The organism is Ensifer sp. Root278 (assembly GCF_001429285.1).
Lineage (GTDB): Bacteria > Pseudomonadota > Alphaproteobacteria > Rhizobiales > Rhizobiaceae > Ensifer.
On the sequence record NZ_LMJJ01000012.1, the window covers coordinates 67,126 to 80,245 of the forward strand.

The following is a 13,120-nucleotide window of genomic DNA, read 5'->3' on the forward strand; positions in this document are numbered from 1 at the left end:
TTTGGCCGCGCCGACCCACAATCATCGTGATCTCGTGTAGACTTGGGCGGAAAGGACGGCCCCGGGTTATCCCGGCAGACGCCGTTGACCGCTTGATCATGAACTACGCTCCCCCCTCACCGACCGGAAATGCTGAAGCCTTTGTCTTCGACACCAGCTATGCGCGGCTGCCACAGCAGTTCTTCGCCCGCGTCGAGCCGACCCCTGTTGCCGAACCCTGGCTGATCAAGCTCAATAAGTCCCTGGCAGAGGAGCTCAGGCTCGACGTCGCCGCACTCGAGCGCGAAGGTGCACAGATCTTCTCCGGAAACCATGTGCCTGTTGGCGCCGAACCGCTTGCCATGGCCTATGCCGGCCATCAGTTCGGCACCTTCGTGCCGCAGCTTGGCGACGGCCGGGCGATCCTGCTCGGCGAAGTGATCGATCGAAACGGAACGCGGCGCGACATTCAGTTGAAGGGACCGGGCCAGACGCCGTTTTCACGCCGTGGCGACGGTCGCGCGGCGCTCGGGCCGGTGCTGCGCGAATATATCGTCAGCGAGGCGATGTTTGCCCTGGGTATCCCGACGACACGGGCGCTGGCGGCCGTCGTCACCGGCCAGCCCGTCTATCGCGAACAGATCCTGCCCGGCGCCATCGTTACGCGCGTTGCCGCGAGCCACATGCGCGTCGGCACCTTCCAGTTCTTCGCTGCGCGCGGCGACATGGCTTCGGTGAAGATCCTCGCCGATTACGCGATAGACCGGCACTATCCCGACATCAAGGACAAGGACCGGCCGTATCTCGCCTTCTTCAAGGCGGTGACCGCGCGCCAGGCGGAGCTGATCGCCCGCTGGTTGCATGTCGGTTTCATCCATGGCGTAATGAACACCGACAACATGACGATATCCGGCGAGACGATCGACTTCGGCCCCTGCGCCTTCATGGACGCCTACGACCCCAGGAAGGTGTTCTCCTCGATCGACCAGATCGGCCGTTATGCCTATGCGAGCCAACCCGGCATCGGCCAGTGGAACCTCGCCCGCCTCGCAGAGACCCTGGTGCCGCTCTTCGACGATAATGCGGACACGGCGGTCGAACTGGCCAACGATGCGCTCGGCGAATACGGCGCAATCTTCCAGCGCCATTGGCTGGACGGCATGCGGGCCAAGATCGGACTGGCCACGAGCGAAGAGAGCGATCTCGATCTCGTGCAATCACTGCTGACCGCCATGCACAAAGGCGAGGCCGATTTCACTCTCACCTTCCGGCGGCTGTGCGACAGTGCCCGCGATCCGGCAGGCGATGCGATGGTCAGCGCTACCTTTGCCTCGGCCGAGGCAATCCAGCCATGGCTTCAGGACTGGCGCCAACGGCTTTCCCGCGAAACGGCAACGCCCGAAGCGCGCTCGGCGGCGATGAAGGCCGTGAACCCCGCCTACATCCCCCGCAATCACCGCATCGAACAGGCGATCGCGGCGGCAACCGACGACGCGGACTTTTCGCTGTTCGAAGCGCTGATCGACGTCACCGCGAAGCCCTCCGAGGATCAACCGCAATTTGCCGCCTACCAGGAGCCGCCAAAGCCCGAAGAGGAAGTGCAGCGAACCTTCTGCGGCACTTGACCGCCGCCTGAAGCAAGCCAGCTAATGCAACGTCGCCTTGAAGCGATCCCGCACAGTTCCTCCGGTATTGATTCACCGAAACGCTCTATCTTCTTGTTTTTGCGCGCTGCGAAGGCAGCGCCGCTTTCTCTGGCAGCGGGCCGAGCCGAAGCGCATGTCCGCCTTGCCTTCAGCTACCTCGGCGCCTTGAGCACAACCCCATCGCATGCCTCTAAATTTCCGCGCTGCGGAATTGTGGCTATTGAAAGGCAGGTGCGGCGCGTTAGGTGCTACCGGTAAGGGTGCCAAACGCGCCATTCCACGCCAGGCTGCCGCGAAGTTGCTTGCGACCGCCAACTCCGAAACCGACCTGTCTCACGCGGCCCCGAACGGGGACCGGCGTTATGGAAAAAACCGTGCCGCGGCACCGTTCTTCAATGCGGGAGTTTCCATCATGCTCATCCTGACGGCCATCGTCTTCGCTCTCATCGGCCTCGTGCTCGGTGGCGGCGGGGCCAAGCTGCTGATACTCGGCGGCAGCCCCTACTACCTCGTCGTCGGTATCGGCTTCCTGCTGACGGCCGTGCTCCTGTTCATGCGGAAATCGGCGGCGATCTGGCTCTATGCGTTCATTATCGTCGGCTCGCTCGGCTGGGCGATCTCGGAAGTCGGCTTCGACTGGTGGCAGCTTGGCCCGCGCGGCGGCGTCATCGTGCTTCTGGGGCTCTGGCTGCTGCTGCCGGCCGTCCGTCAGCCACTCGGCTTCCAGAGCCCTACGGGCGAGCGCTATGCGGTGAGCGCCTGGCCGCTGGCGATCGCCATACTCATCTCGATCGGCGTGGCGGGCTATGCCCTGATGCTGGATCAGCACGATATCCGCGGCGATCTGCCAAGCGATGTCGTTGCCGCCAACCCGCCGCTGGGAGGTTCGGTGCCTCCGGGCGAATGGCATCAATACGGGCGCACGCCGTTCGGTCAAAGGTATTCGCCGCTCAATCAGATCACGCCGGACAATGTCGGCAATCTGAGGGTTGCCTGGCAATACCAGACAGGCGACGTCAAACGGCCCGACGACGTCGGGGAGACGACCTATCAGGTCACGCCGCTCAAGATCAAAGACACGCTCTATGCCTGCACGCCGCACAATTGGGCGATCGCGCTCGATGCCGCAACCGGTGAGGAAAAATGGAAGTATGATTCCAACTCGGGCATGAACCCCGACCGCCAGCATCAGACCTGCCGCGGTGTCACCTATTGGGCCGATCCGGCTGCCGCGCCGGGCAGCCCCTGCGCCGAGCGGGTCTACCTGCCGACCTCCGATGCGCGCCTGATCGCGCTCGACGCGGCGACCGGCTCCGTCTGCACCAGCTTTGCCGATAACGGCGTGCTGCATCTCGAAACGGGCATGAAGTACAATCCGGCCGGCTACTATTATTCGACGTCACCACCGGTGGCCGTTGCCGGCAAGCTCATTATCGGCGGCGCCGTCAACGACAACTACTCGACCCAGGAACAATCCGGCGTCATCCGTGCCTTCGACATCAACACCGGCGCGCTGATCTGGAACTGGGACAGCGGCAACCCGGATGTAACGACGCCCCTTCCCGAGGGCCAGACCTACACGACCAACTCGCCAAACAGCTGGTCGGTGTTCAGCTACGACGAGGGCCTCGGCCTGGTCTACATCCCCATGGGCAACCAGGTGCCGGACCAGCTGGGCATGGGCCGCAGCGAGCACGTCGAGAAATACTCGTCGTCAATCGTCGCGCTCGACATCAACTCCGGCGCCGTGCGCTGGGTGCGCCAGACCGTGCATCACGACCTCTGGGACATGGACGTGCCGGCGCAACCGGCCTTGCTCGACATCACCAAGGAAGACGGCACAGTGGTGCCGGCGCTGGTCGGGCCGACGAAGCAGGGCGATATCTACGTGCTCGACCGCAGGAGCGGCGAGCCGATCATCCCCGTTGAGGAGGTTCAGGCGCCGGGCGGAGCGATCGCTGAGGATTTCACCGCGCCGACGCAGCCGGTCTCCGGCCTCACCTTCATGCCTGCGCCGCTGCAGGAGAAGGACATGTGGGGCGTCACGCTCTTCGACCAGCTTGCCTGCCGCATCGCGTTCCGGTCGCTGAAATACGAGGGGCGCTACACGCCGCCGTCGATCGAAGGGACGCTCGTCTATCCCGGCAACTTCGGCACCTTCAATTGGGGCTCCGTCGCCATCGATCCGGAACGGCAGGTGATGTTCGGCATGCCGACCTACCTTGCATTCACCTCGCGTCTCGTGCCTCGCGATCAGGTTCCGCCAAAGGGACAGGACGAGAAGGGATCGGAACAGGGCCTCAACCGCAACGACGGCGCGCCCTATGGCGTCTTTATGGGCCCCTTCCTCGGGCCGCTCGGCATTCCCTGCCAGGCGCCGCCATGGGGTTATGTCGCCGGCGCGGATCTTCGAACCGGCAAGATCGCCTACAAGCACAAGAATGGCACCGTCGAGGACATGACGCCGCTGCCGTTGCCGTTCAAGGTAGGTGTGCCAGGCATCGGCGGACCAATGATCACCAAGGGCGGCCTCGCCTTCCTCGGCGCCGCGGTCGACGACTATCTGCGCGCCTATGACCTGACGACCGGCCGCCAGCTCTGGGAAGCACGCCTGCCCGCCGGCGGCCAGTCGACACCGATGAGCTACGCGGTCGGCGACAAGCAATATGTGCTGATCGTCGCCGGGGGCCACGGCTCGGTCGGCACGAGGCCCGGCGACTACATCATCGCCTACACCCTGCCTTGAGGTGCGAGAATCATCCCTAATTCTCGCTAGAAGGTTGCATGGGCAGGCTCCGCGCAAGCCCGCAAAAGCAGCTTCCCCCGGACGACAGATTCCGGGGGTTTCCCATGAAGATCGACAACAGCATCTCGAACTACTACTTCTCCCAACGCCGCCAGCAGATGGGTACGGTTTCGCCGATAGAAGAGACCGGCACCGACGCGCGCCCGCGCCAAGCCCCGACGATTGCGCCGCCGTCGACGTTGAATGCGCTCTCCAACGCCTTGTGGGCGACCGCGACCCGCGACGAAACCGGCACGGCCTCGATCACGGACCAGGAAGGGGCGGCTCCCTCAGGCAACTCGGTCAGCGACGAATTCCTGAAGCGCGCGAAGATGAGCCTGGCGGAACAGATCCGCGCGCAGATCCTGGAATCGCTTGGTCTCAGTGAAGAAGACCTCAAGGCGATGGATCCCGATCAGCGCAAGGCTGTCGAGGACGAAGTCCGCCAGGCGATCGAACGTGCGATGGGTGTCGAAAAGCAACGTGATGACGCCGCTACGGACATCGCGAACGGCGGCGATGACATCCTCTGAGCAAGCGGAATTGCCGGTCCGGCTTGCCTCGGTCCGGTTATGGATTGTAACCGCGAGCCCGGCGCGCAAAGCGACCTTCGGCCGGGAGATGGCTGAGCTTGGCGCTGTTCGAGTAGGTCAGGCCAGGATTTGCCGACGCCACAGTCTCGGCATTCGGGAGGGCCTAGATGGGCCCTTCCCTCCCACTGCCATTGACACCCGACAGCGTGTCATTATCTATTGCTCCAGAAGCTATAGGTTTGAGGCGAGCATGTATTCCATCGGCGATCTCTCACGGCGCACCGGCGTCAAAATCCCGACGATCCGCTATTACGAGCAGATGGGGCTGATCGCGGCACCCGAACGGTCCGAAGGCAACCAGCGGCGCTATGAGAAGAGCGAGCTCGAGCGACTTGCCTTCATCCGCCATGCGCGCGACCTCGGCCTGTCGATCGATTCCATCCGCGACTTGCTCGCCCTCAGCCAGCATCCGGAACGCCCGTGCGGCGAAGCCGACCGGATCGCCAGCGAACATCTGGCGACCGTTCGCGAGAAGATCGCCCGGCTGAAGAAGCTGGAGCAGGAACTGGAACGCATCGTCGCCTGCGACGGCAACCATACGGTGGGCGACTGCTATGTGATCCGGGCCCTGGCCGACCACTCGATGTGCGAAAACGAGCACTGAGACTGCCGAGCCACCGTCGCTCGCGCGAAAAAATTCCCGTTGACAAAATCGCGAAAACGAACAATCTAGCGCCCATGATCAAGAACGCACCCATTTGCCGCGTGTATTTTTGGCTGTTCCGATAGGAGCGGCCTGCTGATCATATTCAACAAGGCCGCCATCAGGCGGCTTTTGTTTTTCCGGCTCCTGATGGCGAGAAAACCCGAGGAGCCAAGACATGCTACAGACCGCCATCCCTACCCTTCATCCGGTCCCGTCGACGCGGCCACCGATGGTCACGATCCGCTGCGCCAAGCAGCGCGACCTGCCGGAACTGCGCGAGATGATCGCCGAGCTTGCCGCCCACCACGGCGATGCCGCGCCGATCACGCCCGAACAGCTCGAGCGCGATCTCTTCGGCCGCACGCCCTGGATCACGGCACTCGTTGCCGAGGCCGGCAATCGGCTGATCGGCTATGCGATCCTGGTGCCGATCTACCGGGCAGCCGAAGGTGCACGCGGCATGGAACTGCATCACCTCTTCGTTCGCCCTGAAAGCCGCGGCACCGGCATCGGCCGTCACCTCGTTGCCAAGGCGCGCGAGCAGGCGAAGATGGCCGGCTGCGACTTCCTTTCGGTCAGCGCCGCCACGGGCAACTTCCAGGCGCATCATTTCTACGAATCCGAACGCTTCGTGCCTCGTCCGGTGACCGGCATGCGCTATATGCAGAAGCTTGGATGAGGATCGAACGATGCGTCTTGCAATCGTGCTCTGTGAAGGCTTCGCCGATTGGGAATGTGCGCTGTTGATGGCGGCGGCGCGCACCCATCTCGGCATCGATGTCGAGGTCGCCACAGCCGACGGCGCACGCGTGACGTCGATGGGCGGGCTCGACGTCTCGGCGCATCTGTCGATCGACGCGCTCGATCCTGCGGGCTTCGATGGCTTGGTGATCTGCGGCGGATCGATCTGGGACACGAATGAGGCTCCTGATCTCTCGACAACGATCCGCGCTTTCGATCGCGACAAGCGGGTGGTCGCGGCCATCTGCGGTGGTGTCAATGCGCTCGCCACAAGCGGTCTTCTCAACGGCATCGACCACACCGGCAACAGCGCCGAAAGCCTTGCGGCGCTGCCCGGCTATCGCGGTGGGCCGCACTATCGCGATCAGCCGCAGGCACTGCGCGGCGGCCATGTCGTCACCGCCGCCGGAACCGCGCCGATCAGTTTTGCCGGCGAGATCCTGCACGGACTTGGCCTTGGCTCGACGGAACTCGACGGCTTTCTCGCGCTCTACGGACACGAGCATCGGACGAATGAAAGCGGCAGCGTCGGCTGAGACTTGCGCTAAAGCGCCGTGCGTTCTTATGAACGCACAAAGGTCGCTCTAGCACTTTGATTCTAGAGCATCTTTCTGCCCACAGCGATTCCACTTGAGGGCAGGATGCTCTAGAGCCAGTTCGAGATCTGATCCAACGGCTTTTTCACCTTGCCGGCGACCGGAACGGTCGCATCCGGGGCGGGATAACCGACAACCAGGATCAGGAACGGCTTTTCACTTTCCGGTCGGCCGCAGATCTCATTGAGGAAATTCATTGGCGCCGGTGTATGGGTGAGTGTCGCGAGCCCGGCATGATGCAGCGCCGTGATCAGGATACCCGTGGCGATGCCGACACCTTCGTTGATGTAGTAGTTCTTCTTCAGGTCGCCCGGATTGGGGCCGCCGCGCTTCTGCGAGAAGATGACGATCAGGTAGGGAGCGGTCTCAAGGAAAGGTTTGTCCTCGTCCGTGCCCAGTGGCGCCAATGCGTCGAGCCATTCCTGCGGCGCCTTATCCCGATAGAAGATGCGCTCTTCCTCTTCCGCCGCGCGGCGCACCTCGGCCTTGATCGCGGCGCTCTCGATGACCGTGAAATGCCAGGGCTGATGATTGGCGCCACTCGGCGCCGTGCCGGCCGCCTTCAGACAGGTTTCGATCACCTCCCGCGGCACCGTGCGATCGCTGAAATAGCGTGTGGTGCGCCGACGGTTGATCTCGTCGTAGAAGTCGGCGGCACGCGTCGCCATCTCCTCGGGGCTGCGCTCGATCCACTGGTCATAGGGCACGGTTTCGTGTGGGCGCATTCAGTCTCCTCCTCGTTGTCCTGCAGCAACGCGCGCCCCTCTTGACGCACAAAGGTCGCTGCAGCACTTTGAATTCCTGCATGTTTTTCCCCTCAACCGGTGACGATCGGGGAAAGCATGCAGAAGGAGTTGAGCGCGCCTCGACGCGAAGATCAAGGGTCAGAGCGCCGGGACCGCCTTGAGATAGGCGGCAATCGCCTCCCGGTCGGCCGGCGTCAGTTTCGCCATGTTCTTCTGCACCTCGACCATCGAGCCGCCGACCGAATCGAATTCCGGCGTGAAGCCGGTTTCCAGATAGGAGGCGATATCTGATGCACTCCAGCCGCCGATGCTCTTGGAACCGGGTGTGATGTCGGGGATGCGGCCCTGGCCCTCCGGATTCGGCGCGCCGGCCAGCCACTGATCGGGCTCGAAACCGCCAATCGCATTACGGGGCGTATGGCACTCGCCGCAATGGCCCGGTCCCTCGACGAGATACTGGCCGCGGGCAAGCTTTGGATCGTTGGCGTCCACCGCGACGCGTGGCTTGTCTGTCAGGAACAGCAGCTTCCAGCCGCCCAATGCCACCCGCATATTGTAGGGGAACGGCAGTTCGTGCGGCGGCGCCACGTAAGCGCTCTTCGGCAGGGTCTTCATGAAACCCCAGAGATCGTTGACGTCATTGGGCGTCATGCGCGTATAGGAGCCATAGGGGAAGGACGGATAGAGATGCTCGCCGTTGCGTCCCACGCCGCGGGTCATCGCATTGCCGAAGTCCGCAAGCGTCCACCCGCCGATGCCGGCGGTCTCGTCAGGCGAGATGTTCGGCGCATGGAAGGTTCCGAACGGGCTCTTCAACGGTGCGCCGCCGGAAAGAACGAGGCGAGCGTCACCTTCGGCGCCCCGCTTGGCGTGACAGCTCACGCAGCCGCCGGCCCAGAAAACCTGTTCGCCGTTGGCAAGATCCGGTTCCCCGAGCCCCTCCCAATGAGACGCACTCCACGGCGCCGGCTTCGTCAGCCACCAGAAGGCTGCTCCACCCACGACGCCCAGCACCACAAGACCCGAAATCAGCTTTCTCGTGCGACGCCCCATTGTCACCCCTCATGCCTAGCCGCAGGCGGGCCGGCTCTAAATGCAGATAGAGGCACGCGGCTCGAAGTCGCGTGCCTCCCTAGTCAACATGATGCGACGTCGCCGCCCCTTAATCCTTCTTCAGGCGATAGCTCTCATGACAGCTGCCGCAGTCCTTGCCGATGCCGCCAAGGGCCGCGCCGACTCCGGCCTGGTCAGCCGGGAGCTGTGCCAGAACCGTCGCGGTATCCGTGCCGAGCTTGGCGGCCTTGGCCTTGAAGTCATCCATGTTTACCCAGATCTTCGGGCTCGCCTCGGTCTCATGCCCCGTCTCCGAACCGGCCGGGAAATGGTCAGGGAAGGTCTTTATCGTTTCGCTGATCGTCGTCAGCGACGCTTTGACGACCTCGGCGTCATAGGGTTTCTCACCTTTGGCGATGCCGGCAAGCGCGCCGGTCGCCGCACCCACCTTTTTCATCAGCTGCTGACGAACCACCTGCGGCTCGTCGGCTGCCGTGACGGCAGTAACCCCCAGGCCCGCAAGAGCGGCAGCCAACATCAGTGCGCGTATTTTCATCAGGTTCTCCCGGTCAATCAAATCTGTTTGGCGAATCTGCCTGGCAAGCCTTCATGTCCAATGCGCCGGCATGATGTCATCTTGATTATTCTGCGGAAGTAACATTTTTTTGATGTGCTTGTTACGACAGCAGAATTTCCAATGATCGCCTCGTATTTCCGGGATTTCGACCGGTCAGAAGTATAAATATGACATTTATAATCATGTTTATACTTCACTCGCGGCCACGATGGACATCAGTTCGCCCAGCCCTGCCAGATGGTGAACGCCGCGACCAGAATGAGCACCACGCCGGCGGCGCGGCCGATCCACATCGTTGCGCCGGGGCTGCCAACCAGGAAATCACGACCGCGGCCGGCGGCAAGCGCCAGGCCGCCATAGATCGCGAGCTGCGTTGTCGCGATCATTGCGGCCATGACCAGAGCCTGCGACCAGATCGGCCCAAACTGGGGTTTGAGGAACTGCGGATAGACCGCCAGCATGAAGAGATAGGCCTTGGGGTTCATCAGGCTCGTCAGCGCACCCTGCCGGAAACTCGCCCAGCGCGAGAGCTTCCCCGAGCCTTCGATGCCGCCGATGGTGATCGAACTCCTGACGAGCGAAAAGCCGATCCAGGCGATATAGGCAGCACCGGCGACGAGCAGCACGTTGAAGAGACCAGGCACCAGATGCAGAATGACGCTGACCCCGAGCGCCGCATAGAGCGTGTGCAGCACGCCGCCCGCCATGATGCCGGCCGTCGCCGACAGGCCGGAGGCCCGGCCGCCGGTCAGCGAGTTCGCCAGAACGAAGACCATGTCCATGCCCGGCACGATGATGATGCCGAACAGCAAGGTGAAGAAGAGCCAGAGATTTTCCGTGTAGGTCATGTCAGTTGTCCGTCGCCTGATTTTTCATTTCTCTATACGAATTGCTGTTTTTTCAATTCGTTGGCTGATGGTATAAATCCGGGCAACTGACAAGGTATTGTCAGGAGCGTTGACGACGGGAGCGGTTTTCGATGCGCAAGGCGGCACGGCTTTTCGAGATCATCCAGATCCTCAGGCTTGCGCGAAAGCCCGTGACCGGCGCGGCGATGGCCGAGACGCTGGAGGTGACGGTGCGCTCGATCTACCGCGATATCGCAGCACTTCAGGCGATGCGGGTGCCGATCGAGGGCGGCCGCGGCATCGGCTATATCCTCAGGCCCGGTTTCGACCTGCCGCCGCTGATGTTCTCGATCGAAGAAACGGAAGCGATCGCCGTGGCGCTGGCGCTGCTTTCACGGACCGGCGACGAAGAACTGAAGGCGGCAGCCGGCCGCGTCAACAAGAAGATCACTGCCGCGGTGCCCGAGCCGCTCCGGCTCGCCTTCCGTTCCCAGGCGCTGCATGCCTGGGGAACGATCGCCCCTTCGCCCGCCGGCATCGATCTCGCTTTGGTGCGCCGGGCGATCCGCGACGAGCAGAAGCTCGAACTCAACTATCGCGACGAACTCGGCCGCGCGACGGAGCGGATGATCCGGCCCGTGGCGCTGATCTACTATTCCGAAACTGCCAACATCGTTGCCTGGTGCGAATTGCGGCAGGCTATCCGCAATTTCCGCGCCGACCGCGTCGAACATTGCGAGGCGGCGGGCGCGTATTTCCCGGGCGAAGGCAACCGCCTGAGGGAACTCTGGGTCAGCGCCTGGAAAACGCCACCGACCGCGGCCTGACCCATCTATTGCCGGAGCGCAGCCCAAATGAAAAGACCCGGCGCAAGCGCCGGGTCCAAACGTCATGCACGGAAAACGAGCGACTTACTTGGCCGCGGCTTCGTACATTTCGAGCACGTAGTCCCAATTGATCAGGCTGTCGACGAAGGCTTCGAGGTACTTCGGACGGGCGTTGCGGTAGTCGATGTAATAGGAGTGTTCCCAGACATCGACGCCGAGGATCGGCGAAGCACCGTGAACGAGCGGGTTTTCGCCGTTCGGAGTCTTGGAGATCTCAAGCTTGCCGTTCTTGACCGAGAGCCATGCCCAGCCCGAGCCGAACTGGCCGGTGCCGGCAGCGATGAAATCGGCGCGGAACTTGTCGTAGCCGCCGAGGTCGGACTTGATGGCCGCGTCGAGCTTGGCCGGCAGGCTGGTGCCGCCGCCGCCCTTCTTCATCCACTTCCAGAAGTGGATGTGGTTGTAGTGCTGGCCGGCATTGTTGAACAGCGGCTGGTTGGTGCCATAGGACTTCTTGACGACTTCCTCGAGCGACAGGTCGGCAAGGCCGGCTTCTTCAGCAAGCTTGTTGCCGTTGGTCACGTAAGCGAGGTGATGCTTGTCGTGGTGGTATTCGAGCGTCTCGCGCGACATGTAGGGCGCCAGCGCATCGTAATCGTAGGGAAGGTTCGGCAATTCGAAAGCCATGTGGGCATCTCCTCTTGGCATGGGATTTCGTCAGGTAAATCTGTGAGCGGGAACATAGGCACCGGCCCCCATGGAGGCAACCGATGCAATGCCAATTTTTCCTCAACCCACGGAATATACTTTCAACATCATTTTGAAAGCATGACACTTTCGAGCACATTGACGCCACGGTTTGCCTGCAGCCTCGCCGCTCTTGCAATCATGCACTAAGGATCACCCATGCCACAGCGCTTGCTCCCCGCTCTCGTTCTCTCCACTGCTGCGGCCTTCACCGCATCCGGTGCCGCGGCCTCTTCCGGCGATGCGTGGGAGACGTTCCGGGCAGAGGTTTCGAAGAAGTGCCTGGCGGCCGCCACCTCCCTGCAAAAGGCCAGCGCCGTCGTCGATCCCTTCGGCTCCGAGAGCTTCGGTCTGGCGCTGGTGATCGGTACGCCAAAGGGCTCCAAGGCCGCGGTCACGCAGATCTGCGTCTTCGACAAGAAAAAGAAGACGGTCGAACTCGGCGGCGAGCTTACGCCCGACACGGTGAAGGTGGGCGTGCCGACAAAGAAGAAATAGCCGAGAGCCGACCTAGACCACGAACTGCCTGCCGTTTGCAGCCAGTTGGCGTCCGCCACAATGAGTTGCGAATCGAACATGCGATCCTGCAAGGCCGATAGGCCGGCAGCCGCAGACTTCGTCTGCCCAGCCGCACAGACCGGCTGGGCGCCTCTGCACCAAGACAATGGCACAAGCGCCTCGACGGCCGCTCGTCGCTTGAGCTTCAACCGACCCGTTGATAAGTCTTGGTCATGGTGAGCGATACCTATGAGAGGATCCTGGACTCAGCCGAACACCTCATGGTGTCGCGGGGCTACAACGCGTTCAGCTATGCCGACATCTCGGGCGAACTGGGCGTCGGCAAGGCGACCATCCACCATCACTTCCCGACCAAGGCTGACCTTGCGGCTATGGTGCTTGCTCGCTACCGCAAGAGCAATCGGCGCCACGTCGAGGGATTGTTTGCCGCCGTCAGCGATCCGGTCGCGCGGCTTGAAGCCTATGTCGGCTACTGGGAAGACTGTATCGCCAGGCAGGATTTGCCCTTCTGCATTGGCGCCCTGCTCGCCTCGGAGTTACCCTCGCTGCCGGACGCTGTCGTTCAGCAGGTACGCGGTCATTTTGCCGACCTTTCCGGCTGGCTCGGCGCAGTGATCGAGGACGGCGTGGTCAGCGGGCATCTGAAGGCGGTGCGAGGGCCGAAGGCAGAGGCCGAGACCCTGATGGCCACCGTCCATGGTGCGATGCTTGCCGCGCGCGTCGCCGGTTCCGATCCGGCCGTTTTTTCCGCGATCGCCCGGCCCGCATTGGACCGGCTCAAGCCGACAGTCGAAGCTTGATCGCCGACCCGAAAGCG

Annotated in this window: 14 protein-coding genes; 9 read left to right on the forward strand and 5 right to left on the reverse strand. The window is 62.7% G+C overall.

Annotation, left to right across the window (positions count from 1 at the left end; genetic code table 11):
- The first annotated feature begins 98 nt into the window (after positions 1-98).
- From ASE60_RS11830 to ASE60_RS11855, 6 genes are all read left to right on the forward strand, one after another.
- A complete protein-coding gene (locus tag ASE60_RS11830; protein ID WP_057251078.1) occupies positions 99-1,604 on the forward strand; it encodes a protein adenylyltransferase SelO in 1,506 nt (501 codons plus the stop codon).
- A 430-nt stretch (positions 1,605-2,034) separates the two neighbouring features.
- Positions 2,035-4,371, forward strand: a complete 2,337-nt coding sequence (locus ASE60_RS11835; RefSeq protein WP_057251079.1) for a glucose/quinate/shikimate family membrane-bound PQQ-dependent dehydrogenase — start codon at positions 2,035-2,037, stop codon at positions 4,369-4,371.
- A 104-nt stretch (positions 4,372-4,475) separates the two neighbouring features.
- Complete coding sequence (locus tag ASE60_RS11840) at positions 4,476-4,943, forward strand: hypothetical protein (protein WP_057250473.1); 468 nt, start codon at positions 4,476-4,478, stop codon at positions 4,941-4,943.
- 250 nt (positions 4,944-5,193) lie between these two features.
- Positions 5,194-5,607, forward strand: a complete 414-nt coding sequence (locus tag ASE60_RS11845; protein ID WP_057250475.1) for a helix-turn-helix domain-containing protein — start codon at positions 5,194-5,196, stop codon at positions 5,605-5,607.
- A 217-nt stretch (positions 5,608-5,824) separates the two neighbouring features.
- Entirely contained in the window at positions 5,825-6,328 is a 504-nt protein-coding gene (locus ASE60_RS11850) for a GNAT family N-acetyltransferase (RefSeq protein WP_057250477.1), read from the forward strand.
- A gap of 10 nt (positions 6,329-6,338) precedes the next feature.
- The gene (locus ASE60_RS11855) at positions 6,339-6,926 is read left to right on the forward strand and encodes a DJ-1/PfpI family protein (protein ID WP_057250479.1); all 588 of its coding nucleotides are present in this window, start codon (positions 6,339-6,341) and stop codon (positions 6,924-6,926) included.
- 110 nt (positions 6,927-7,036) lie between these two features.
- On the opposite strand, the gene ASE60_RS11860 is transcribed toward ASE60_RS11855, so the two are convergent.
- The 4 genes from ASE60_RS11860 to ASE60_RS11875 all read right to left on the reverse strand — a co-directional run bounded on the left by ASE60_RS11860 (position 7,037) and on the right by ASE60_RS11875 (position 10,210).
- Positions 7,037-7,711 (reverse strand): nitroreductase family protein, encoded by a 675-nt coding sequence (locus ASE60_RS11860; RefSeq protein WP_057250481.1) that lies wholly within the window; start codon positions 7,709-7,711, stop codon positions 7,037-7,039.
- Positions 7,712-7,870: 159 nt separating this feature from the next.
- On the reverse strand, positions 7,871-8,785 hold the full coding sequence (locus ASE60_RS11865; RefSeq protein WP_057250483.1) for a cytochrome c: 915 nt from the start codon (positions 8,783-8,785) through the stop codon (positions 7,871-7,873).
- A 109-nt stretch (positions 8,786-8,894) separates the two neighbouring features.
- Positions 8,895-9,341, reverse strand: a complete 447-nt coding sequence (locus ASE60_RS11870) for a cytochrome c (protein ID WP_057250485.1) — start codon at positions 9,339-9,341, stop codon at positions 8,895-8,897.
- 236 nt (positions 9,342-9,577) lie between these two features.
- On the reverse strand, positions 9,578-10,210 hold the full coding sequence (locus ASE60_RS11875) for a LysE family translocator (protein WP_057250487.1): 633 nt from the start codon (positions 10,208-10,210) through the stop codon (positions 9,578-9,580).
- 131 nt (positions 10,211-10,341) lie between these two features.
- On the opposite strand from ASE60_RS11875, the gene ASE60_RS11880 reads away from it, so the two are divergent.
- Entirely contained in the window at positions 10,342-11,037 is a 696-nt protein-coding gene (locus ASE60_RS11880) for a YafY family protein (RefSeq protein WP_057250489.1), read from the forward strand.
- Between the two features lie 84 nt (positions 11,038-11,121).
- On the opposite strand, the gene ASE60_RS11885 is transcribed toward ASE60_RS11880, so the two are convergent.
- Entirely contained in the window at positions 11,122-11,724 is a 603-nt protein-coding gene (locus ASE60_RS11885) for a superoxide dismutase (protein ID WP_057250491.1), read from the reverse strand.
- Between the two features lie 219 nt (positions 11,725-11,943).
- Here ASE60_RS11885 and ASE60_RS11890 point away from each other — a divergent pair, with 219 nt between their 5' ends.
- Both ASE60_RS11890 and ASE60_RS11895 read left to right on the forward strand, forming a co-directional pair.
- Complete coding sequence (locus ASE60_RS11890) at positions 11,944-12,282, forward strand: hypothetical protein (protein ID WP_057250493.1); 339 nt, start codon at positions 11,944-11,946, stop codon at positions 12,280-12,282.
- A gap of 233 nt (positions 12,283-12,515) precedes the next feature.
- Positions 12,516-13,103 (forward strand): TetR/AcrR family transcriptional regulator, encoded by a 588-nt coding sequence (locus tag ASE60_RS11895; RefSeq protein ID WP_057250495.1) that lies wholly within the window; start codon positions 12,516-12,518, stop codon positions 13,101-13,103.
- Positions 13,104-13,120: the final 17 nt, after the last annotated feature.